This is a genomic window from Paenarthrobacter sp. AT5, assembly GCF_032764245.1.
GTDB lineage: Bacteria > Actinomycetota > Actinomycetes > Actinomycetales > Micrococcaceae > Arthrobacter > Arthrobacter ureafaciens.
Genome location: NZ_CP136441.1, coordinates 1,868,835 through 1,891,222, shown reverse-complemented (window position 1 = coordinate 1,891,222; position 22,388 = coordinate 1,868,835). Strand labels below are relative to the sequence as shown.

At 62.7% G+C, this 22,388-nt stretch carries 20 protein-coding genes and 1 pseudogene; 13 read left to right on the top strand and 8 right to left on the bottom strand.

Features of this window, described 5'->3' with window-relative positions:
- Nucleotides 1-295: 295 nt before the first annotated feature.
- Together RI444_RS08660 and RI444_RS08655 are read right to left on the bottom strand one after the other, a co-directional pair.
- Nucleotides 296-1,066, bottom strand: coding sequence for a FadR/GntR family transcriptional regulator (locus tag RI444_RS08660; RefSeq protein WP_207604588.1), 771 nt, complete (start codon nt 1,064-1,066; stop codon nt 296-298).
- Between the two features lie 115 nt (nt 1,067-1,181).
- On the bottom strand, nt 1,182-1,778 hold the full coding sequence (locus RI444_RS08655) for a nucleoside hydrolase (protein WP_207604587.1): 597 nt from the start codon (nt 1,776-1,778) through the stop codon (nt 1,182-1,184).
- Nucleotides 1,779-1,789: 11 nt separating this feature from the next.
- On the opposite strand from RI444_RS08655, the pseudogene RI444_RS08650 reads away from it, so the two are divergent.
- From RI444_RS08650 to RI444_RS08615, 8 genes and pseudogenes are all read left to right on the top strand, one after another.
- Nucleotides 1,790-2,053, top strand: a pseudogene (locus RI444_RS08650) (IS30 family transposase); the annotation flags it as partial.
- A gap of 590 nt (nt 2,054-2,643) precedes the next feature.
- Nucleotides 2,644-3,393 carry a DUF5058 family protein gene (locus RI444_RS08645; RefSeq protein WP_207604586.1) on the top strand — a complete coding sequence of 250 codons (750 nt, stop codon included), beginning with the start codon at nt 2,644-2,646 and terminating at the stop codon, nt 3,391-3,393.
- Nucleotides 3,394-3,413: 20 nt separating this feature from the next.
- Nucleotides 3,414-4,148, top strand: a complete 735-nt coding sequence (locus tag RI444_RS08640) for a hypothetical protein (protein WP_207604585.1) — start codon at nt 3,414-3,416, stop codon at nt 4,146-4,148.
- Nucleotides 4,149-4,458: 310 nt separating this feature from the next.
- Entirely contained in the window at nt 4,459-5,592 is a 1,134-nt protein-coding gene (locus RI444_RS08635) for a tyrosine-type recombinase/integrase (protein ID WP_242703055.1), read from the top strand.
- On the top strand, nt 5,589-5,921 hold the full coding sequence (locus RI444_RS08630; RefSeq protein WP_071416681.1) for a helix-turn-helix domain-containing protein: 333 nt from the start codon (nt 5,589-5,591) through the stop codon (nt 5,919-5,921). The genes RI444_RS08635 and RI444_RS08630 overlap by 4 nt, the downstream gene beginning before the upstream one ends.
- Before the next feature lie 179 nt (nt 5,922-6,100).
- Nucleotides 6,101-7,441, top strand: a complete 1,341-nt coding sequence (locus RI444_RS08625; RefSeq protein WP_242703054.1) for a recombinase XerD — start codon at nt 6,101-6,103, stop codon at nt 7,439-7,441.
- Nucleotides 7,442-7,496: 55 nt separating this feature from the next.
- Nucleotides 7,497-8,111 carry a hypothetical protein gene (locus RI444_RS08620; protein ID WP_071416679.1) on the top strand — a complete coding sequence of 205 codons (615 nt, stop codon included), beginning with the start codon at nt 7,497-7,499 and terminating at the stop codon, nt 8,109-8,111.
- On the top strand, nt 8,104-8,592 hold the full coding sequence (locus tag RI444_RS08615) for an NUDIX hydrolase (RefSeq protein ID WP_071416678.1): 489 nt from the start codon (nt 8,104-8,106) through the stop codon (nt 8,590-8,592). Before RI444_RS08620 ends, RI444_RS08615 begins: the two co-directional genes overlap by 8 nt.
- A 5-nt stretch (nt 8,593-8,597) precedes the next feature.
- Here RI444_RS08615 and RI444_RS08610 read toward each other — a convergent pair whose 3' ends face one another.
- The gene (locus tag RI444_RS08610) at nt 8,598-9,143 is read right to left on the bottom strand and encodes a GrpB family protein (protein ID WP_071416677.1); all 546 of its coding nucleotides are present in this window, start codon (nt 9,141-9,143) and stop codon (nt 8,598-8,600) included.
- Here RI444_RS08610 and RI444_RS08605 point away from each other — a divergent pair.
- From RI444_RS08605 to RI444_RS08585, 5 genes are all read left to right on the top strand, one after another.
- Entirely contained in the window at nt 9,143-10,627 is a 1,485-nt protein-coding gene (locus tag RI444_RS08605; RefSeq protein ID WP_207605925.1) for an amidohydrolase, read from the top strand. The genes RI444_RS08610 and RI444_RS08605 overlap by 1 nt on opposite strands.
- A gap of 13 nt (nt 10,628-10,640) precedes the next feature.
- A complete protein-coding gene (locus tag RI444_RS08600) occupies nt 10,641-12,101 on the top strand; it encodes an amidase (protein WP_207604808.1) in 1,461 nt (486 codons plus the stop codon).
- Nucleotides 12,079-13,065, top strand: coding sequence for an Lrp/AsnC family transcriptional regulator (locus tag RI444_RS08595; protein ID WP_207604809.1), 987 nt, complete (start codon nt 12,079-12,081; stop codon nt 13,063-13,065). The genes RI444_RS08600 and RI444_RS08595 overlap by 23 nt, the downstream gene beginning before the upstream one ends.
- A 908-nt stretch (nt 13,066-13,973) precedes the next feature.
- Nucleotides 13,974-17,540 (top strand): MobF family relaxase, encoded by a 3,567-nt coding sequence (gene mobF / locus RI444_RS08590; protein WP_207604810.1) that lies wholly within the window; start codon nt 13,974-13,976, stop codon nt 17,538-17,540.
- Between the two features lie 19 nt (nt 17,541-17,559).
- Nucleotides 17,560-18,066 (top strand): hypothetical protein, encoded by a 507-nt coding sequence (locus tag RI444_RS08585; protein WP_207604811.1) that lies wholly within the window; start codon nt 17,560-17,562, stop codon nt 18,064-18,066.
- 72 nt (nt 18,067-18,138) lie between these two features.
- Here RI444_RS08585 and RI444_RS08580 read toward each other — a convergent pair whose 3' ends face one another.
- The 5 genes from RI444_RS08580 to RI444_RS08560 all read right to left on the bottom strand — a co-directional run bounded on the left by RI444_RS08580 (nt 18,139) and on the right by RI444_RS08560 (nt 22,119).
- Nucleotides 18,139-18,420 (bottom strand): hypothetical protein, encoded by a 282-nt coding sequence (locus tag RI444_RS08580; RefSeq protein WP_207604812.1) that lies wholly within the window; start codon nt 18,418-18,420, stop codon nt 18,139-18,141.
- A gap of 99 nt (nt 18,421-18,519) precedes the next feature.
- On the bottom strand, nt 18,520-19,026 hold the full coding sequence (locus RI444_RS08575; protein ID WP_207604813.1) for a single-stranded DNA-binding protein: 507 nt from the start codon (nt 19,024-19,026) through the stop codon (nt 18,520-18,522).
- A 52-nt stretch (nt 19,027-19,078) separates the two neighbouring features.
- Nucleotides 19,079-20,236, bottom strand: coding sequence for an ArdC-like ssDNA-binding domain-containing protein (locus RI444_RS08570; RefSeq protein ID WP_207604814.1), 1,158 nt, complete (start codon nt 20,234-20,236; stop codon nt 19,079-19,081).
- Nucleotides 20,237-20,320: 84 nt separating this feature from the next.
- Nucleotides 20,321-20,821 carry a hypothetical protein gene (locus RI444_RS08565; protein WP_207604815.1) on the bottom strand — a complete coding sequence of 167 codons (501 nt, stop codon included), beginning with the start codon at nt 20,819-20,821 and terminating at the stop codon, nt 20,321-20,323.
- Nucleotides 20,818-22,119, bottom strand: coding sequence for a type IV secretory system conjugative DNA transfer family protein (locus RI444_RS08560; protein WP_207604816.1), 1,302 nt, complete (start codon nt 22,117-22,119; stop codon nt 20,818-20,820). Before RI444_RS08560 ends, RI444_RS08565 begins: the two co-directional genes overlap by 4 nt.
- Between the last annotated feature and the right edge of the window lie 269 nt (nt 22,120-22,388).

Sequence of the window (22,388 nt, the reverse complement as noted above, 5' to 3'; positions counted from 1 at the left end):
TCGCGACGAGCAACCGGTGAAGAGGGTGAAGAGAGACCCTCAAACTAGCACGAGCAGTTACGAGGGCAATGTAGCGTGAGGACCTGCTTTTTTGAGGTTCACCCCAACCTGACGTTATGAAACTTGCCTAGGTAGGATGCGCCTACGGGCGCGAAGAACGTCGGTGAGCGCACGGTGGATAACGGCAATCGGACGGCCCGCTCAAGAGCGGCCGGCAAGGGGTGCAGCAGCAACCTGTCGTATGGATTGCCGACCCAAAACACCTGCCATACGGCGGGTGGATTGGGTGGTACGTCTAATCACCCGTGGGGGGCGCTTCAGACTTCCCGCTTGTATCAAACCCGGCAAGCAGGCGTCTTGAGGCTGTAACCATGTGGGATCGCATAGCTTCCGCGGCCGTTGCGGGGTTTCCGGACTCAAGAGCTTGCAAGATGGCGGTGTGCTCCTGGAGCGCCGCTTCCGCATGGTCTTCGTCCGCCAAGGCCCTGTCCACCCAAATGCGGAGAAGGGAACGGATGCTTTGAAGGAGCTCTCCAAGAACGGCGTTTCCGGCACAGTCGGCGATCTCGCGGTGAAAGAGTGCGTCCGCTTCGACGAAGGCCGAGTAATTATCGAGATTCCTGCTCATGGTCTCAAGGTTGTGCCGCATCCGGTTCAAGGCTTCGTCAGTCACCCGTGTTGACGCTAACTCCATTGCCTGAATTTCCAGGCCGCTCCGAAGCTCGACCAGTTCCCTGGTCCTAGGCTCCCCCAACATCAGTCCCCAGCTGAGCGTTTTGGGCAGAAGTTCTGAGACCCCATCACGAAGGTAAGTTCCCGAGCCGGGGCGAACAACAACGACACCTAAGATTTCCAGTGCCGCCAGAGCCTCCCTGACGGCGGACCGGCCGACGCTGAGGGAGGCTGCCAGTTGGCGCTCTGCAGGAAGGCGTGTGCCGGGCGCGATTCCGCCGCTCGTGAAGAGGCCCAGGAGTCGCTCAGCAACTTCAGACACCACCGAGCCCTGGTCCATCGGGGTGAGAGCGGCGGCCATACGGTCCGCTATTGCTGAGGAGTTCGCTGGCATTTCAACAGCTTATCAACCGGCTGACCAATGGAGCTCCTAGGACGAGCACGTGAGTGCCTGATGAGCGTCCGGGGTCGCTGACCGCTAGGAAACCTCCTTGTTCTAAACGTTGCTCTCAACGCGGCTTCTCTGCATGTTGTGCGATTTTGGCATACATATCTTCAAGGAGAAATCGCGTGTCCGCCTGTTCAAGCACAAGCACTTCCGAACCCGACGCGGACGGTGTGTAGTGGCCGTCTGGGCTGAATCGTACGGGGGGTTGTCGTCGGAAAACGCCGCCCCAGGGTTCCAGCATCAGGCCTACTACGGGCGAATCACCGAGGGACCGCGATTCAATGGGTACTTTGTGATACTGCGCATTGAACTCGCGCGTTTGCTTTACGAGGTAGGAGCCCAAGGCTCCGTGAGGTTCGACCTTTGCCTCGAGTTCGGCGTATCCGACATTGACCATCCGGTACACGCTGGAAGGGATCTGCCACAGAGTTACGCCGGATTCGAAAACTACATTTGCCGCCGCAATATCGTTCTTCAGGTTAAATTCCGGCCACGACCCAACGGAGACAATGCCCGGGTCGTGGGATGGTCCTCCGACCCAAATCACGACAATGTCCTTGTCGACGATAGAGGGCTCCAGGAGTATCGCGGACGCCATATCGGTCAGCGGTCCCAGGAAGCCGATAAAAAGCGGGCGTTCACTTTCGGTAAGGGCCATCGCTTCGTTAAGCCTGCCACCAGGATTTCACGCGGCAAACACTCATCCCTGTCTACTTCTGCGACCCAGCCAGCCCCTGGCAACGCGGATCCAACGAGAACACCAACGGCCTGCTCCGCCAATACTTTCCGAAAGGAACAGATCTCAGCGTCCACACCCGCGAACACCTGGCTATGGTCGCCGCCGAACTCAATCAGCGACCACGCGAAATCCTCGGATGGCAAAGCCCTTTGGAGCACCTGACTCGACTGGTCTCACCTTCGACCGAACCATAAATCGTTGCAACGACCGCTGAACTCCGCCGCCGTCACAATGGCTCAGTTTTCGACCGTCACCGACACTCGCCGGGCGTAACACCCAGACAACTTCGGACCCCGCGCTCAGCCACGGTTACCATCAATGGCACGCCCCAAGACATACGCTCCCGCCATTACAGCAGCGCAACAAGCCATCCTCGACGCCATCCACAATCCGAAACTCACGCACTAAGCGAATGAGCCAAGTCAGGAGGAGCTTTTGAGAGCCGACGCGCTTGCCCCGGCAGCGGCGGACACGGCGCGACACTTTCAGTGTGCTCTCGGCACTTCGGTACGGGTGTCTGAGAGATTCGAGGGAGGCGCTGCCCCTGCGGCAGCCGCGTGGCGTGCAGTCTCCTGAAGCAGCGCTTCAGTTAGTCGTTTTGTGCGTCCAACTTTAGGTTCCAGATCCGCCGCGGGCGAGCATCTTTTCCTGCACGAATGGACAGTTTTCGACATCTTTCTGGGATAGCGAAGTAAACTTCGCCAGATTTCGGCGAATTGACCCAACGAAAGCATGCGGGGAACACCATGAGAACTATCACCCGGCAATCCCTAGAAGGAGCATCATGCACGCATCCGACGCCCCGCCTTCCGAATCCTCAGACATCCTCGCAGTCGCGGGTTCACCGATTCTGTGGGGATCGGTCGTCGCGGTCTTCGCCGTGATCGCCATCCAGACCGTGATCTACTATCAGGCAGCGTCGCGGGCGGCCCCCAATGTGGGCCTGGAACGCAAGGAGGTCACGAGGGCCTTCCGCGCCGGCGCGATTGCCTCCATCGGTCCGTCCCTCGCTGTATCGCTAATCGCGATCACCCTCGTCAGTGTTTTTGGAACGCCTGGAGTGCTTCAGCGCATCGGCCTGATCGGATCCGCCGCTTTTGACGTCGCTGCCGCCGGCATCGTCGCCGGAACTGAAGGGACCACGCTCGGCGGCGAAGGCTACACGCAACAGGTCTTCGCAAACGTCCTGCTCTGCATCGCCATCGCGGGCGCGGGGTGGATGCTCGTGACGCTGACCGCGACCCCGTTGCTCAAGCGCGGCCAGGGCGCGGTGGAACGCGGCAAGAACAAGGCGCTGATGGGGCTTATCTCATCGGCTGCGCTGCTGGGCGCCTTTATCTGCTTCACCTACCAGCAGGCGGCACGCGGATTCGGTCCTTTGCTCGTCCTCATCGCCAGCGGTCTCATCATGGCCGCGCTGCTCCTGATCGCCAAGACGTTCCGGCAGCACTGGTTACGGGAGTGGGCTCTCGGCATCGCACTCGTGGCCAGCCTCGCTTTCGCTACGCTCCTACCCGCTCTCGGCCTAGCCTGACCTCCCGAAAGAAGAACACCATGGCCATACTGACTCCACCGCCTTCCGACACCGCACCTGCCGGGTGGGCCGCCTTCGACAAAACCACCTCCCGCTGGGGACGGATCACCATGGTTCTCGGGATGATCGTGATGATCCTTGGACCGGGACTCCTCGCCCTGCAGCTCGGAGTCCAACCCGGAGCCGTCATAACCGGCGTCCTCGCGATCACCGCGGCCTTCGGTGTCGTATGGTTCGTCGAGCCGCTGTCGTACTTCCCCCTTTTGGGGCCGGCGAGCATGTACCAAGCGTTCATGATCGGCAACATCGCCAACAAGCTGCTTCCCGCCGCGATTGTTGCACAGTCGGCCGTGAATGCGAAGCCGGAGACCAAGCGCGGCCAGCTCGCCTCGGTACTCGGCATTTGCGGTGCGGCAGCGGTGCACCTGGCCACGCTCGCTGTGGCCGTCGGACTGTTCGGGACGCTCCTGATCAGCATCATCCCGCCGGAACTGATTAACACCGTGCAAACGTATGTGCTTCCCGCCGTGATGGGGTCCGTGCTGGTGCAGATGGTGTGGGCGAACCCGCAGCCGCGCATCCTGATCATCGCGGCCATGGTCGGGGCGATCGTCGTCTTCGTTCTGACTCCCCTGTTCCCAGCCGTTTCATACTTCGCGGTCGCGCTCGGCGTCATCGCCACGATCGCGCTCTCACTGACACTGCCTGGCCGTTCGAAGACCTCCAAAGAGCCGGTCGCCTCAACGCTTGAGTAACCACCTCCGAATCAGTTTCGATCATCCACCAAGAAAGATTTCATGAGCTCTGTATCCGATATCACCCCTTATGTTGACGACTAGTCTGCGTATTGCATCGGATGAATCAATCGCGGGCGGCTGACTCACTGCCCCGCTGGCCGTACTTAACCCAGCTCTGACCAGCGGAAACGCAGCACCGAACGTCGTCGTAACGGCGTCAAACCGTGTGTGGCGGCGGAACGATCAGGCGTTGCGCGGCCACCGCGACACGCCGTTGACCTGCGCAAACACAGATGGCGTCTCATCAGATGCATCATGGAATCACTGGATGAAACCGGATTCTCGGGAGGATTTGATGCAGGTTGATGGCTCCGGACGGGTCCGCCTGGTCGAGTCGGTGCCGGTCCTCCGGCCCGACGAGCAGGTGCTCCAGAAGATGCTCGAGGGCTGGCGGAACCAGCAGCTGTCACGCAACCTGCAGTTCGCGACCATCGACCAACGGCTCCGGATGGTCGAGCGCTTCATCAGCCACGTCAACGAAGACCCGTGGAACTGGACGCCCGCGCTTGTCGAGGAGTTCTCGGCGGACCTACGCACCCAGAAGCACGTTGCCCACTCGACGCTGCGCGGCTACCACTCCGCGTTGCGTGCCTTCACTAGCTACATCAGCAATCCCGACTACGGGTTCGACGTCGTGTGCGAGCGGTTCTTTGGCACCCACCCGGCGCAGGTGTTCTTCGACTGGAACACCGCTCCCCACGTCCAGGAGTACGACGGACGCCCGAAGAAACGTCCGTACACCCGTGATGAGATCAGTCAACTCTTCGACCACGCCGACGACGAGGTTGAACGGATCGGCAAGTCGGGCCGCAAGGGCTGGCAGGCCGCCTACCGGGACGCGGTCATGATGAAGATCGCGTACGGCTACGGGCTCCGGTTCAACGAGTTGAGGCACCTGCAAACGGTCGACTTCGCCCGCAACCCACACGCCCGAGAGTTCGGCGCGTTCGGCGTCTGCAAGGTCCGCTACGGCAAGGCAAAGCGGTCCTCGCCGCACAAGCCGCGCAGCGTTCTCACTGTCTGGCGGTGGACGCCCGGCATCATCGAGGACTGGCTCGCCAACGGCCGCGGTGATCCGGGCACCCTGGATCTCTTCCCCAGCGAACGCGGCGGACTGGTCGTCGAATCGACTCTGATCCGACGGGTCCGGCGCTACTGCGAGGAGTTGGGATTCTCCGATGGGCTCGATCTCCACTCGTTCCGTCGTTCGTACGCCACTCACCTGCTCGAAGCTGGATGGGACCCGCGGTTCGTGCAGGACCAGATGGGCCATGAGCACGGGGCGACAACCGGCATCTATCACTTCGTGTCCGACGAGTTCAGGCGCTCCACGCTCAGGAGCGCCTTGGACCGTACGGTGAAGGAAGCCATGGCCCGCAAGACCGAGGACGGAACATCATGAAGCGCAAGGTCGACTACACGTGGCGCCTGGCCGAGCTGATGGCCGCCCGAGGCCTGCACAACACCACGGATCTCATTCCCCTGCTGGCCGAGCGCGACATCAATCTGTCTCGACCGCAGGTGTACCGGCTGGTGAACCAGCGGCCGGAGCGCGTCTCCCTGATGTTGATCGCGGCGCTGTGCGACATCTTCGAGTGCGAGTCGACGGACCTGTTCACGACGACGGCGACGGATGTACGCGTGCGCAAGACGGGCACCGCTTCCCCGCCGAACGTTGTCTCGCTCGACCGCAGCGTGCGGCCGCGGCGCGCAAACATCCTCGACGAGTAGCGCCAGGAGCATCGATGGATCCGAAGCCGGCGGGCCTCTCCCCTCGCTCGACCGTCCAGGGTCGTCCGCGCGCGACGAGCACTCGCGACGATCCGTGTGCTCGCTGCGGCCGGAACATCCCCAGGCTCGCAGCCAACTGGCCAGAAGGCCGACTCTGCAACATCTGCTACTACGACGCCGTGCACACCCGCGGAACCTGCCCAGAGTGCCTCCAGGATCGGCTCCTGCCGGGCCTGCGCGCCACCGATCGCCAGCCGATCTGCTCGACATGCGCTGAGATCCCCGTCGACTTCCACTGCGAGCGCTGCGACGTCGAAGCAGCGCGACATCGCGGACGGCTCTGCGTCCGCTGCGCACTCCGCGACGACCTCCACGCGCTGCTCGGCGGCGCGCCAAGCGATCCCGCACTCCTCGGCCTTGTCGATGCTCTCTGCGCGTCAGACAGGCCCGAGTCCATCCTCGTTTGGAAGCGGTCGGCCAAGGTCCAGGAACTGCTTCGCGGGCTCGGTAACGGCGCCATCGCCGCGTCGCACGAGGGTCTCGACTCCGTGCCCGGCAAGCCCGCCGAGCATCTCCGGGCACTGATGCAGCACCACGGTCTACTCCCCCCTCGCGACCCCTACCTGCCGCGCTTCGAGCAATGGATCGACGCCAAGCTCGACGGACTCCCCGACGAGGTACGGCAGCCAGTTCAGCACTTCGCCACGTGGCACCACCTGCGGCGCATCCGCGCCAAGACCGGGGCTGGCGCACCCACTCGCGGGCCAATTCACTCCGCGAAGCAGGAGATCACCGAAACGGTGAAGTTCCTCGTGTGGCTCCACGAGACGTATCAGCGCACCGCGGCCACCTGCACTCAGCAGGACGTCGACGAGTGGCTCGCGGCCGGACCGACGACGCGCAGTGCGATCAGGACGTTCTTCGTGGTCGCGAAGCAGGCGCGTCTCAACACGGCGGTGACTGTTCAGCACCGATCCGCGAAGAGCAGCCCATCTCTCAGTCAGGACCAACGGCTCGCCTGGATCCACGAGCTCCTCACGGGCACCAGCGAGTCACTCCCCTACCGCGTCGCCGGGATGCTCCTGTTGCTCTACGCCCAGCCGCTGGTCAAGGTCGTCACCTTCCCGACCAGCATCGTCGACGACGCCGACTCTGGGATGAGCATCGTTCTCGGCACGCATCCGACCGATGTTCCCGAGCCGTTCGCCTCGCTCATCAGGGAGCACCTTGCCGCACGGCCGAACCTACGCACCGGCGCCGGATCCGACAGCCCGTGGCTGTTCCCGAGCACGCTTGCCGGCCGCCACCTACACCCCAACACTGTCATGGACCGCCTCCGCGACGTGGGCATCAACCTCCTCGGTGCCCGCAACCGTGCCATCGGTGAGCTCGTCCTTGAATGCCCGCCCTCCCTGGTGGCAGAGGCGCTCGGTTACAGCGCCCAGGTCGCGTTCCTCCACGCCGACAAGGCGGGCGAGCCGTGGGCCCGGTACGCCGGCCGATCCATCAAGGCCACTTGACCGTTGGCACACGCCGCTCTTTGCCGCCGTCACCCGGAATGCGAGGATCCTCGTCGTGTCTAGCGAATCGCCCGACCACTGGGTCTATGTCGTCACGGACATCGAGGTCGACGGACCGTGGCCAGGGCCGAACTCGATGCGATCGTTCGCGTCCGTCGCCATCACCCTCGACGGCACGGAGCACGGGCGCTTCGAAGCCGTTCTCGAAGAACTGCCCGGAGCCGCACCGAACCAGCAGACCCTCGCGTGGTTCCAGTCGATTCCCGACGTGTGGGAGGCCGCCACGACCGATCCGGAACCAGCGCCCGATGTGATGGCCAGATACGCGAGTTGGGTGAAATCACTGCCCGGCCAGAAGTGCTTCGCTGCCTCGCCCTTGGCCTTCGACGGCCTGTGGATCGACTTCTACCTTCGCCGGTTCACTCGCTACGGCATCATCCAGGGCCCATACGAGGACGACCGTGTCTTCGATGGCACTGGCCTCTGCCTTCGGAGCTACGCAGCAGCCGTGACCGGTCGCCCTGCGTCGGAGATCTCGCCAGCGAGCTTGCCGACCGAGTGGTTCGGCGACGTACCGCACACGCACCGCGCGATCGACGATGCTCTCGGATACGCCAACCTCCTCGTCACCCTGGGACGGATGGCGCAGTCGGGAGAGCGCGATGCCTGAAGACACGCGAGTCGCAGTTCGGATCGTCCTCCTGGACCAGTCCAGCCGCGTGCTCCTCTTCGAAGGCCGGGACCTCTCCGACACCGGTGACACGGTCCGATTCTGGTTCACGGCCGGCGGCGGAGTGGACACGGGCGAGTCGCTCGCGGAAGCCGCGGAGCGCGAGTTGCTCGAGGAGACCGGCCAGGCAGGACTGACTCTGATCGGGCCCTTCCATCGCCGGGAATTCGACTTTCTAAACCACGGTCAGCCACAGCATCAGATCGAGCACTTCTTCGCCGCAAGGACGAACAACAGCGCGCTGAGCGCCCACGGATGGACCGAGCTGGAACAGCGAGCCGTGACCACGTGGCGATGGTGGTCGACCGACGACCTCACAAGCGCGGACGTACAGGTCTTCCCCGACAACCTGGTCGATCTCGTCCGACAGGCGTCTGAGCTCGTTCGCACTGAGGCGGCCAGCCCGCCTGGCGAGCTGTAGTCGGGTCAGGCGGCAGGGTCGTTGAGGCGCAAGATCTGAAGGCACTCGTCGGAGGTGAGGTCGGACTCCGCGAGGACCTTCTGGAGAACCGCAGACTTTCGAGCGATGTAGGTATCGATGTCCATGTCGGGCTCCGCTGCAAGCGCCAGCTTCACGGCTCCGTACTCGTCACGCAGATCTTCCCGCACACGAAGGACGTCGCGAACCGCGAGGTGGTTGCGGACGTTCAACGTGCCCGCCCGGCAGACATAGACGTTCCGCCGCGGGTTCGCATCAGGAGCATGGAAGGCCTCCCGATCGACAACTCCCAGATCGCCGCGGTGAACGTACCCGGCCGAACCCAGGGCGGCGACCGCTGCCGACATCTCCGCTCCGTCGACGATGACGTCGATATCGAGGATGGGCTTGGCCGCCAGCCCTGGCACTGAGGTTGAGCCCACATGCTCGACTCGCGCGGTCGCCAGTCCAGCGAGAGCCTGCTTCAGGTCGCCTGCGACCAGCGCAAACTGCGCAGGCCACGATGGCGAGGACGCGACCACTTCGATAGGCACTGGGCGATGCTAGCCGCCGGTCTCACCGGGTCTCATACCCGCCGAATACGCGCGGACTTGATACGCAGCCTGTCCACTACCTCTCCCCGCGTTTCACCCGTCTCAGCGATGAGATCTGGGACGAGCCGGAACTGCACTGGGAGGAGCGCGAGTCCGTCCGCAAGCAGATCGAAGTCGCCCAGGAGTTCGGCGGCCGTGTCACCCGCGCCGTGGGCGGCGTGCCCACAGCGTTCCTCGCGGAATGGGGGTCAGGTGCTCCCGTGATCGCCGTCCTCGGCGAGTACGACGGACTCGCCTCCCTCAGCCAGAAGGCGGATTCCGTGGTCTGCGAACCCGACCCCGCGAACACCTCCGGCAACGGCGCGGGTTGCGGTCACAATCTGCTTGGGGCGGGATCGCTGCTCGCGGCGGTCGCGGTCGCCCAGCAGCTGAAGTCCAGCGGGGCGTCGGGCACCGTGCGCTACTACGGATGCCCGGCCGAGGAGGCCGCGGCCGGTAAGACGTACATGGTCGCCGGCGGTGCATTCGACGGCGTGGATGCTGCGGTGACCTGGCATCCCGCCGACGTGATGTCGACCGATCAGTGGCTCTCGCTCGCCTACACGCAGGCGTACTTCCGATTCCGTGGTCTTGCCGCCCACGCCGGTGGGATGCCGCATCTCGGACGCAGCGCTCTGGATGCAGCAGAACTCATGAACATCGGAGTGAACTTCCTCCGTGAGCACATGGAGGATGCTGAACGCATCCACTACGCCTTTACCGACGCCGGCGGCGTCTCCGCGAACGTCGTCCAGCCCACAGCGGAGCTCTACTACATCGTGCGCTCACCCACTGTGGCGAAGATGCGGACGTTGTACGAGCGGGTCGTGGCTATCGCGCACGGTGCGGCCATGATGAGCGGCACCACCGTCGAGATCGAATTCGACGGCGCCTGCGCGGAAATGCTGCCCAACCGCACCCTGGAGGAGCGGCTCCACGCGAACGTGTGCGAACTGGGCGGTGTGCCGTTCGATGAGGACGACCAGGCTTACGGCCAGCGAATGGCGGTCACGCTTCCCGACGGTGCGGCCTCTGCCGTGCGCCGTCGCCTGGGTCTAAGCGCCGACGATCCGCGGGCGCTCTTCGACGGCATCCCTACCCTCGTCGATCCGGCACATCGCTTCCAGCTGACCGGCTCGACCGACGTCGGTGATGTGAGCTGGATTGTGCCGACGGTCCAAATCGTAGGCAGCACCATGGCGATCGGAACGCCGGCGCACTCCTGGCAGCTCGTCGCCCAAGGCAAAAGCCGGGTGGCGCACAAGGGGATGATCCACGCGGCGAAAGCGATGGCCGCGACCGCCCTGGATCTATTAACGGACCCGGAGCTGCTCGCCGCCGCGCAGCGAGAGTTCCACGCGGTCATCGCCGAAACCCCCTACGACAAGCCAATCCCGGAGGGCATCATCCCGCCCCCGCTCCGTCCCGGCTACCGCCCCAATTGAGGACACCACCATAATGACCCAGACCACACCCCTGACTGCGATCCAGCTCGCCGCAGCATATGAAGCGGGAAAGCTCACACCCCTTGACGCCGTCGAGGACTGCCTCGCCCGGATCACCCACTTCGAGCCCGTCCATCGTGCGACCTACGTCGTCGATGCAGAACGGGCAAAGGCGGATGCCAGGGAAAGCACACGCCGTTGGATACAAGGGGCACACCTCGGCCCCCTCGACGGGATTCCGTTCACCGCAAAGGAAAATCAGGCGCGCCAAGGACTCCCGCAGTCCTACGGAACCGCCGGGCGCGTTCCGGTGACCGCTGCAGCGGATTCCCCGCCGGTCGCCCGTCTGCGCGAGGCCGGGGCGATCTTCATCGCCAGCACGACGATGCCGGACCTGAGCGGCATCGGCTCCGGCATCTCGTCACGGCACGGCATCACCCGCAACGCCTGGAATCCGGCCTGGAACCCTGCCGGTTCCTCGTCCGGCGCCGCCGTCGCCGCGGCACTGGGCTACGCGCCGATCAACATTGGGACGGACATCGGCGGATCCGTTCGCGCACCCGCGTCCTTCAACGCAGTGGTCGGCTTCAAGCCGACCTTCGGCCGCGTCCCAATCCTGGACACCTACACCGGGCGGGTCGCCGGCCCGATGAGTCGGACGGTCGCCGACGCGGCCCTGGCCATGTCCGCGCTGGCCCTTCCCGACGACCGCGACTGGTCGGCGCTGCCCCCCGAGGTAATCAACTGGACTGACCTGGAGATAGACATCTCGATCCTGCGCATCGGGCTGAGCCTGGAACCAGTGCCCGGGGCGAGGGCCACTCCCGAAGTTGAGGACATTGTCCTCCGTGCCGCCGAGACCTTCCGCGCCGGAGGAGCGCAAATCGAAGAGATTGCACCATACCTCACCTCGGAGGAAGCCCAATCGTGGACGACACTGTTCAGCGCGCATCTGTGGGCGCAGCTTAATAATCCGCGCATCATCGATGACATCGGTGCAGCAAACCCCGAGTTCGTCCAGGCGCTTGCCCCTGTGGCGGATATGCCAGCACTGGCGCTGATCCGCGGTATCGACGCTGTGCAGGAGCTGATCGCGCAGACAGTCGCCGCCATCGAGAAGTTCGACATCGTGCTCTCCCCCGTGCTGTGGATGGCAGGAGGGGATGCGGACAGCCTCATGTCCGAGCTCGGAGACGGCCCCTCGTTCACCCCCCAGCACAATGCCACCGGCGCTCCTGCGGTCTCGATCAATGCCGGTTTCACGGCGGAGGGGCGGCCAGTGGGACTGCAGATCATTGGTCCCCGTCGGCAGGACCTTCGCGTGCTGCAGGTGGCAAACTGGTTCGAGATGCACCGGGTGGAGGAAGCACGGCCGGAGTGGAGAAACTCAACCCAAATTGAGTTCAGCGTACCTCGGTCGCCCGAGCGTCGATATCCGAACGGAGGATGCCATGATTGGCACAGAAATCGATGAGCTCGACCGACGGCTGCTGCATGCAGTTCAGATCGAACCACGCGCGCCGTGGGCGGCACTTTCTCCCGTACTCGGAGCTGACCCGTCCACGCTCGCGCGACGGTGGCGCAGACTCACCACCGAAGGCATCGCCTGGACGACCGGCTTCGTGACGCGATTTCAACCGACGTTGGTGGAAATCGTCTGTGCCCCCGACACGGTTGATGCCGTCATCCAAAAGATGCTGGAGGATCGTCGGGTGATCTCCCTGGACTACACGTCCGGCAGTCGCGACCTCCTGGCGATCATCACGACCGAAGACCTGCCCGGCCTGGCAGAATACGGCCGTACGACGCTGGGACGAACACCCGGCGTCCACAGCATGCGCGCGCACCTTATCAATGAGGTGTTCTCGGACGGATCTAACTGGCGGCTCGGGGCACTATCCCCGAACGAGGTGGCGCGCATTCCCCCCGCTACCCGACCGCGCACCCGCGCGCCGCGCCACGTGGCCAGCGATCTGCAGGAGGCGATTGAGCGGGAGGTATGGATCGACGGACGGGTTCCTGTCGCCGCAATCGCGGAGAAGTACGGCTTCACCCCCCAGCGCATCGCCGATGGGATCGCGGTGCTCCGGAACAACGGAGAGCTGGGCTTCCGCACCGACATCGCGCGTTCGTTGTCCGGTTGGCCGGTCTCGACCTGGTATTTCATCGAAGCCCCGGCAAGCACGATCGAGCTCGCCAGGACGGCGCTATCCCGGGTTCCGGAGATCCGTTTAGCCTTCACTGCCTCGAGCCGGTTCAATCTCATCCTATTTGTCTGGCTGAAGACCCTCGCCGAGGTAAACAGATTCGAGATCGCGCTCGAGAATGCACTCGCCGGTGTGAGGATCGCCGACCGCTCCGTCGTACTCCAGCTTCTGAAACATCTGGGGCGCACGGTCGGCAGCGACACGCGCGTGATCGGCCCCGGCGCGCTGTAGTCGACACCAACGAAAAGAGGTCGTGCTGTGGTGGAGGCCTAAAGATCTTGTCCAAAAGTCACTAGCAGAGCGGAAGCGGAGGCTATAGGGAATTTGGGCAGCTCACTCACGTGTTTCCGAATATCCACGCACAGACATCTTGTTCGCACCATCACAGATTGAAGCACACCCCAACCTGACGTCAGGCAGCTCCTCCAATCACGTCAGAATAGGGTGCGAAAGCCAACTTCTGCACATGTCCAGAGACAAGTCTTAGATTCAAACCTGACCGGCGCCCCATGTTGCTGAGCTCAGCAGCTTATTGCCTAATTGTCCAGAGGCTGTCTGGACAATTAGGAATCCGAGCTGCACGGGCTCCGCCTGTCCGAGCCTTACGTGTCCTCGAATCGGCGCAATAGTGCCACTAGCTGTGGCACTATTGAGCGGTCCGCCATCCCCACACGCCCACCGTCGATACCGCTGCCGCGGTTGTCGTGCGCTCACCACCTGCTCAAACTCCTCACACCTCTGGCATCCAAGGGCGAGTCCGCTGCGAAATCATGCGGGTGGTGCGGGCAGAACTCATGAACTGACGTGAACAAACACAGCTCCGGACAGCAAACACGTAGCGACACTGGAAATGACGCCAACCCCATAGACCGACTCCTGACCGAGCTGCGGTCCCAGTCATCCGAACTCGAACGTCTCCACGCCATCTACGAAGAGCTGGAGACCAGAAACGGTCTCCTGCATAACGAAGTCCTTCGCCTAAAGCGCGCCCAGCGAACGAACGTCCAAGACCTCGCCCGCGTGGCAGCTGTCGTGCTCCAAATTTCGCGCGCAAAAGGCATCGCACTCGATTCAGTAACACTCGACATTCTCCGGAGACGAGGATGGTTGCCCGCCAGGAGCCGAATTGGAGCACGACGATGACGATGTCCATCGCCAGGCTCTCCATCCGATCTGGACTCAAATACCTGTTCAAGTCCACGATGCTGGACGACGTCTCCCCTACTCCCGCAGACACCATCAGCTATTACGTGAAAACCGGAACACCTCAGGGTGGTTGGCTGGGCAGCGGACTCCTCGGCATCGCCCGCACATCCGGAGACAAAGTCACCGAATCCGATGCACGGTCCGTCTTCCAAGACGCGACCCACCCCGACAGCGAGGAACCGCTGGGAAGGCCCCACTGGCAGCCGCCGATCAGCCAAGAGGCCAGCAATCAGAAAGCGACGAAGCATGCCGTCGCCGGCTTCGACCTCACCTTCAGCGTCCCGAAGTCCGTTTCCGCGCTCTGGGCACTCAGTCCCCGACACCTCCAGGAGCAGATCCTGCAGATCCACCACGAAGCCGTCGAAGCAACGCTGAGGTGGATGGAAGAGCAGGTCATCAACACCAGGTCCGGGCGGAACGGGGTGGCACACGTCGGCACTCGAGGAGTGATCGCCGCAGCCTTCGACCATTGGGAATCCCGCGCCGGCGACCCTCAACTCCACACCCACCTTGTCATCGCCAACCGAGTCCAGCGGGTCACGGACGGCGCCTGGGCCACATTGGACTCCCGCTCCCTATACAAAGCCGTCGTCGCCGCCAGCGAGCACTACAACGGGCTCCTCTTCGATGCTTTGGAAACAAGCCTCGGCACAAAAACCGACATCCGAGCCCCAGCGCAGAACACTCACTACCCAAGCCAACAGCTCACAGGCATCGCTGAAGCCCTAATCCAAGAATTCTCCAACCGCTCAAGGCTCATCGACATCGAGACCGATCGCCTGGTCAAACTGTGGACCGAGGAACGCGGAACTCCCCCGACAGCGACAACCACCGTGAGACTGCGCCAACAAGCCACACTGTCGACTCGGACCCCCAAGAACGCTTCGCCATCCCCTCTGCGACTGCTATCCGCACAGTGGCGCGACAGAGCCAAGGCAAAGGGCTATGACCCCGAATCTGTCGTAGCATCCACCATTCGGCGTTCCCGCTCACGTTCGTTCCGCATCGGCGACTTCGCCCCAGACTGGATTGCCGCCGTCGGGCTACTTACCCGACAACGTGTGGCGGCCAAGCGCTCAACTTGGAATCGCTGGAACCTGATCGCCGAAGGTGAGCGTGTGTGCGCCGAGATCCGTTGCGCCTCCCCAGCCGACCGCAACGCGCTGATCGATGCCGTGGCCACCGCGGCAGAGCGTCAATCCGTGCCTCTCAACCAGTATCGATACGGCCTCCCGTCGGATGCCGCTGATGATCTGCGATTCGCCGGGCGCAGCGTCTTCGATTTCCACGGGTCGCGCCTTTACACGGATGAGTCGACGCTCGCCTTTGAGGACGAAATCCTGGCGGTGAAGAACGACGACGGCGGACCTGCCGTGCCGGTGAATCTCGCCTTCGAGACACTAACGTCATACAGAAACGGCGAAGGAGCACCGCTGCACGATGACCAACTGACGGCCGCGTCGGATGTCCTGCTGAGCTGCAGCCGGCTCGACGCCATCGTGGGGCCGGCCGGAACCGGAAAGACGACGACCCTTGGCGCCGTGAAAGCAGCGTGGGAGGCAGCGCACGGAGTGGGCAGTGTTGTTGGCCTGGCGCCGGCGGCTGCGAGCGCCGAGGTTCTCGGTTCGGAGTTGCGCATGGTTACTGAGAATGTCGCCAAGTGGCTGCATGAATCTGTTGGGTCGGGTGCCGCCGAGCGCGCAGACCGATTCTTCCAGACGGAGAATCGACTGCGTAGAGCATCCGTTCCCCACGGTCCAATCGTTAGTCGACTTCAGCAAGAGCTCGCTCGACTGGCCGCCGAGCAGAATCAATGGCTGTTCCGGCCCAATCAGCTGGTAATAGTCGATGAAGCCTCCATGGTCTCAACTCTTCAGCTCGCAACCTTGGTCCGCCAAGCTAAGGAATCGGGTGCCAAGATCCTCTTGGTTGGCGATCCTGCCCAGCTCGACTCCATCGATGCCGGCGGTGTGCTGGGTTGGCTTGATCGACAAGGGAAGGCAGCACGGTTGAGCACCATCTGGCGTTTCAAGGATCCATGGGAACGGTCAGCCTCCCTCGGGCTGCGTGAGGGACGTCCGTCTGTGCTCGCAGAGTATGAGGAGCACGGTCGCATTCGGCATGGCCACTACTCCGACATGGTCGACCATGCCTACTCCGCTTGGCACGCGGATATCTTGGCTGGCCGAGTCTCGGTCCTGATAGCGCCTGACAATGAGACCGTTCAAATGCTCAATGAACGGGCCCAAGCCGATCGGGTAAGTCTGGGCGACGTGGATGCGGAACTTACTTTGCCGCTTCGGGACGGGCTTCGAGCCGGTCGTGGCGACATCGTCATTGCCCGCCGGAATGACAGATCCATTCGCGACGATCGAGGTGAGTTCCTTCGCAATGGGACGCTCCTCGAAGTCACGGACGTCGATAGGTCCCCCGGTGCTCTGCGGGCGATACGTAAAGACAGCGGAGCAGCCCTACTCTTGCCGAGCACGTACGTTGAGGCGTTCCTGGAGCTGGGCTACGCCACCACAGCCCATCGCAGTCAAGGCCTCACAGTAGACACCGGCCACACCGTCGTGACTCCCGGCCGCCTCACGCGCGAGCTGCTCTATGTCAGCATGACCCGGGGCCGGCACTCGAACACAGCCTATGTGAGCGAGAACGACCCGGACGAGGACGAGATCCTGGACCCGAGTGCCCGTTCTAGCTGGCGGGTGATCCTCGGCGAGGTCCTTGCTGCTGAAGGTGCGGAGCGAGCGGCTCACGAGATACTGGACTTCGAACGGCAGCACGCCGACAGCCTTGAGCGTCTGAGCCGCGAATACGATTACCTGGCTCAAATCGCTTCCGGTCTTGAACTCGCCAGGGATATCGACGGTCTTATGCCCGGCCGCTCTGAGGAGATGCGCGAATCTCCTGCTTGGGGCGCCGCCGTCGCTGCGTGGCGACGTGCCAACAACATCAGTCGCCTAGGAGCCCATCGGGCCTTGAACGAGACTCTGGGCTCAGAAGCCAATGCACGGGACCTGACCGCCGTTATCCACGCCCGGCTTCGCAGGTTCGGCTCGGAGATGCCCCCATCGCCCATCGATCCGTTGACTGAGCAGTTGCCGATAGACCGCCCAGACCTTGCAGTCTTGCTGGACCAAGTACGACGGCGGATTGGGAACCGTGCGGAGCACGTCGCCAACGCGGTTCTACTCGATGACCCTGAATGGGCCACACTATTGCGAAAAGACATCGAGGCGGGTGCAGATCCGTTCGAGTCGGCCGCAATGCTTCGTGATGTGGCCGTGTACCGGGATCGCTGGGGCGTCAATAGCGCGGGACTCGCCCTTGGTCCGACTCCGGCGGACTGGGAGTGGGAACAACGCTCACAGTGGGACGACCTGCAGCGAGCAGTTAGCAAGGCCGCCACAGCACAGACCGAGGTTGAAGATGTCCGCAGCCTGCATGAGCTCAATTCCCGAATACGCCTGACAAACGCTGGATGGCACCTTTAAACTGGAAGTTGGAGCAATCATGCAGATGAACCAAGTCCTCAAGCCGAGAGTAGCAACACCCGGTCTGATCGTTGCGAGCGCAGTGACTGTGGCGCTTACCCTAATCTTGGCCGCCCTGGCCCTTACCGTTGCCGGTACCGCTTGGCTGCTGATGACCATCGCCGCTCTAAATGTCGTACTCGTTATCGTCTGGGGTCGACGCCTTCACGATCTACGGCGGTGGCAATCGGAAACCGACGCTCAATGGAAGCGTCTCGCGGGTTTAAAAGGGGGCAGCGGCACTACGACTGAAATCACGGTCCTAACCGTCGACGCCCCTCAGCCGACAGGTGCCTGGGTCACTATCAGGTGGAACCGTTTCGACTACATCCAGCCAGCGTGGATCGAAGCGCTTCCCGAGCCCATCTGGCCGGGTTCTGTTCTGCTGATCAGGCCGGATCCCGCCCAGGTGCGTCCTGGAGCTCCGTGGCCCGAGGCTTACCGCATCAGCGGTGATCATGTATTGGCGTGGGCACCACACGTTTAGTCGTCGGATCACTCCGCTGCAGTTGACTCGTTGGCCTCGCTCCATAGTGCTTGATGGAACGGCCACCTTTTTCTATAGCGGCCGCCCCCTCCAAGACTCCTGGTCAACCCGCTTGACCTGCCCAACCGGGAACCACTCAACGTTATAGACCCGGCGGTCATCCACCCACTCGACCAGCCCAAGCGTCCGCGTGTATTTGATCGCTCGACCATAGATCTCCCCCACGCGAACCAGAGGCTGACCACCGGGCTCAAGCTCGATGATCTTGCCGTCGTCAGGCTTGGGGTGGCTATTGTCGGCGCCTATCTGGGCCATCATGCGGGCGAAAGCTATGGAGTCTTGCTTTGGTCTCATACAAACAAGATTAGAACATATGTTCGAATACGGATCCCGCACACAAAGAAGAGCCCACGCCTCCCTTGAGAGACGTGGGTCTGAAACTGCGAAGACGGATCAAACCGTCATGTCATTCACCCGAGCTCCGCCTAAAGGGGACGCGACCACTGGCCCCTTGGTGGTGACGTTGTACGCGGGCCAGCCAGTCGCCGTCGTCGCTTGTGGCCCGGTTGCCTCCACAGCCGCCTCGGGCTCCGAGACTGCACGGGCCGAGCGCTGATACGTGGCCGTGCCAAAGCGAAGATCTGGACCAATCGTGTCGGCGATGATCCGCCGAGCTTCACGTCGTTCCCCGTCCTTGTCGTAAGACCGGAACTCAAGCTCTCCCGACACCGTCACAGGGTCGCCCTTCTTCAGAGAAGTAGAAGCGTTCTCCGCAAGCATCCGGAACGCAGACACGTTGTGGAAGACCGGTTCGCCATCTCGCCACGTGCCATCTGGGTTCTGAATCCGCTGGTTCACGGCAACGCGGAGTTTCGCGTGCGGAGTGCCGGATTCCCCGATCGTCAGTTCAGGATCTGCGACCAGGTTCCCCGCGATAATGATGGGGATCTTTGTATTCATGATGGATTACCTTCCTTAGTCGACGGGCCTCTCCCGACGGACATCTGTGCGTTCAAGGACCAGCAATCTCAGGACCGTTCAATGACGCGTTCGGTCCAGGGGCGCCTGCATAGCTTGGACTCGCCGCCACGGAACGGTCAGCACTTACCGCGGCGAACTTCCCTCCGAACCCAGGAGGATCCGAGACCGCCAGGATCCCCTTGGTAGCCCCGGTCACCCTCCCCAGAACGGACTTGGCGATGTCGACACGCGACGTCGGTACCCAGCCATCCGCGGAATCGTGCTTCAAATCCTTCTCCGCTCTTATCACCGCGTCTGCCCAACCAGCCAGATAGGAAGCTGACTGCGCTCCACGATCAATGCCGTGGGCCCGCAGGACCGTGTAGGCAACTGATTCGGCCTCTACTTCCGCCAGGCCGCGATGGTTCGCGCTGCTGCCATACAGTCGCCCAAGGCGGTCGTCCGGTCCGTGCAAAAGGACGTGACCGAGTTCGTGGGCAAGAACCGCTACCCGCTCCTCGTCGTTCATCCAGGCACCAACTTGAATTCGACGAGCATCAAAGTCGGTATAGCCACTGGTGTAGCCCTGTTGAAATCCGGAAACCTCAACCCGGAAGCTGTGTTCCTTCGCAACCTCACGCAGGGAACTCCACAGATTACCCACGTCCGCCCCACCTTGAGCATCCGCGCGGGGCACCAGCAACGGCGTGCCTTCCGTTTGGGTGACGTCAAAGACAGCCTGCCCGCGCCAACCAGTGATCACGTTCTTCTTGCCTCTGCTGACGGCATCAGCAGGTGCAGTCTGATTCGCTGGCAGGAGCTTGCGCCGTCCGTCGGCCAAAATCAGTTCCTGCATGGAGGCCGTCCGGGGCGCGATCACCCAGAGCGCGTGTTCTCCCCGCAGAACCGTTCGCCCATGCCGAGCCCACTCTTTGTAGCCGGCCACCAGGGTCGGCTCTTGGGTACCGCGCTGCGCCATTTGCATCATGAGCAGGGCGACGTTGCCCCCGGAGTACCGCCACAGTGTTGCGGAGGCGTCGAGCAGAACCTGCCAGCGCATGGGCGAATCAATGGCTTCCTCAAGTGCCGTGTGAAGTCCCCTGGTCAGGTCGGCTATGCGCTCCTCAGGTGACAGGCGAACGTTCGACGGCGGCGCGGAGGCTTCTTCAGCCCCGCTTGAGTCAGGATTCAGTTCAGATGCAGAGGCCACGACAGCCATCCTTCGTGCTTCTAGACAGCCCCAAGAAGGGATCACCTATTCATGTCGATGGAAGTTGGCAACGGCATGACGGAATCAGCTGCTGGTCTGGTGGGTGCCCAACTTCCAGTCCTCGAAGTCCGGCTCGGCTGGCACGATCCTCATGACCGGTTCCTTGTGACTCTGCAGCCCGACGCACCCGGCCGTCCGCGTATGGGCTCGGAGACGTTCGACGCCGTGGGGCAGCCTCTCGTGGAACGCCAGCGGACCGAATCCCGAGTCATCTGACGTGAAGGACGCCGCTTCAGCCCGCTGAAGTGCATACAACTCGGCCACGATCTCCGAGTGCCGCCACCAACAATCCGGCACCACCGACGTCGTCAGCTGATACGTGGCAACAAACCATCGAACCCAGTCGAAAAGGTTCTGCCAGACCACCTCCGCCTGCGCCGACGACATGTCCCGCCAACGATGGGTCAAGCCAGTGTTGCGCGGCGACGGCTGGAACGAGGAACGGAACAGTTCCGCAGTTAGTTCGTCATCCAGGTCAGATACCCGCCCCACCTCGAAGTCAGAGTCATCCGCCTGAGTGCTCATAGATCAGCCTCATTGGTCGTTTCTTGTCGGCTCCTATGGCCGGCGGCCAGCTCTCGCTCCGTTTCCAGCTTCGAGCGTCCTAGCTCAGCGGCGTCCTTGCGCCTATGCCAGTCACGTAAGTCCAACAGGATGGGACGAGTTCGTCGTCCGAGCATCAGTGCAGTGCCAACCGGAAGGCGTCGGATCTCATCCAGGCGAATAACCGGACTCTCTCGAATCTGCTCTCCGTCTTGCCGTCCCTGCGAGGACCACGACCGGGTATTCAGGATCAGGCTCCGTTCCCCTAAGAGGCCCGCCAGCGAGCGCAAGTCACGCTCATCCGATCCCCCACCAAAGATGACCTTGATGATCGCGGAATCCCAGATGGTGGCCGCTTCCTCGATTGACCATCCACTCCGTGCCTGCGAAAGGGATTGCAGGACCACGAGCGTAGAGATGCCAATACCACCACCATCAGAGAGCACCACAGGCAGACCGGGCCACGGTGACAGATTCGCTATTTCGTCCAGGATCAGGGAAAGCGGTGGATCAAGTCGGCCTCCAGGTGAGACAAAGGCCAGCTCACGCGCAGCGTTGTCGATGTCGTCGATCAGAGCCGACAGGTAAGGGCCAGCGGCCGCCGCTCCAGAGCGTGTGCCAATAAGGTAAAGCGTCCCCCGCTGCCTGATGAAGCTCTTGGGATCGAACTCCTGAGCTTCGTCCTGTGGGTCCAGCGCCGCCAACACCCTCGGAGATGAAAGTGGGGCCACGGCGGCTGATACGCCAATCCAGGAGTTGGAAGTGTTCCGCGGGTCGTCTTCCAAGATCCCCATCAGATCTGCTTGCCACCCCAACGCCGCACCGGGACGCCCCAGAATATCCAGCGCCTCTCTGGCCAACACCGGGCTGGACGACCATCTGCGGAATGCCGCTATTCCCTCCCCTGACAGCGCTGCCGCATGGAGCAGGCACTGGAGCACGATCAGCGAGCGCTTTTGCCACGCGGCGTTCTCGCCCTTCATCTCTGTATCTGCGGTGATCACAAGAGCCCGTCGGGTTGCGATATCCGGGTCACCGCAACCACGTACCGGCGACCAGCGCAGGGTCGTTGGCAGACCCGACATGCCCTGAGGATCAAAGACTGTAACCGGCCGCCCATCAGACATCCGCGCTCGCATCGTGACCACCAGGTTGTCAGCTCGCGTTGATGTGGTGACAACAGCACCGGGCGCATCGAGAATCGCATTGATGACAACATAGAGGCCCTTGCCGGACCGAGGAGCCCCCCTGAATGACCATCGACTCTTCGGTGGAAACATGGATAGTCACCCCGCGGGAGCGCCCAAGTGTCCACGACACATCGTGAATGCTCGGCTTGCTGAGGCCGGGGCGAGTGTATTGCCCACGCTTGCGAACCGCTCTGGCTCCGAAGTCCCGAAGTATCTCCGCCCTGCCAGCGACGCCATCCCTGCTCAGAATGTCCTGCCGCAGCCAAGCACCGGACTGCTTCCAGGTTCTCCACGCCAGCGCCGCCCCGGCCGCGAGCGCCGCAAGCACCGTGAGGACGACTCCCACAATCCACCAGACT